Source organism: Rhizobacter sp. P1_G5 (assembly GCF_056405435.1).
Genome location: NZ_JBFUCB010001152.1, coordinates 1 through 704, shown reverse-complemented (window position 1 = coordinate 704; position 704 = coordinate 1). Strand labels below are relative to the sequence as shown.

At 67.7% G+C, this 704-nt stretch carries 1 protein-coding gene; it reads right to left on the bottom strand.

All coding sequences use genetic code 11. The annotated features are described in order from the left end of the window. A partial coding sequence (locus tag AC1D12_RS34670; protein ID WP_477845578.1) for a branched-chain amino acid ABC transporter ATP-binding protein occupies window positions 1–638 on the bottom strand: 638 nt, incomplete at its 3' end. Window positions 639–704: the final 66 nt, after the last annotated feature.

The following is a 704-nucleotide window of genomic DNA, read 5'->3' as shown; positions in this document are numbered from 1 at the left end:
GGTTCGAGCGCGATCGCGTCGTCGGCCACTTTGAGGGCGCTCTTCACGTTCTGCTCGACCATCAGCACGGTGGTGCCTTGGGCGGTGAGTTCGCGCAGCAGCGTGAACACATCGGCCACGACGATCGGCGACAGCCCGATCGACGGTTCGTCGATCAGCAGCACGCGCGGACGCAGCAGCAGGGCGCGGGCGATCTCCAGCTGCTTCTGTTCGCCGCCCGACAGGGCCGAGGCCTGGCTGTGGAGGCGCTGCTGCACGCGGGGGAAGCGGGCGAGCACCTCGGGGATGCGCGCATGCGTGGTCTTCATGCCGAGCGTGATGCCGCCGAGCTCGAGGTTCTGCCACACGGTGAGCTGGCCGAACAGGTTGCGGCCCYGGGGCACGAAGGCGATGCCGTGCTGGCGCAGCAGGTCCTTGGGGCCGGTGCCGGTGATGTCGTTGCCATCGAGCCGGATGCGGCCCTGGCGCACTTTCAGCAGGCCGAAGAGCGTCTTCAGCACCGTCGATTTCCCGGCGCCGTTGGGGCCGAGCAGCAGCGTGATCTTGCCCTTGCTGGCCTGCAGGCTGAGCTTGTTCAGGATCATGAACTCGCCGTAGCCGGCGACGACCTCGTCGAACTCGATGGCGGTTTCGTTCATATCGTTCGGTGGTCTTGGCGCGTCGCGGCGGGTGAGGGGATGGGCTGGAGGCTCATGCCGAGGCGG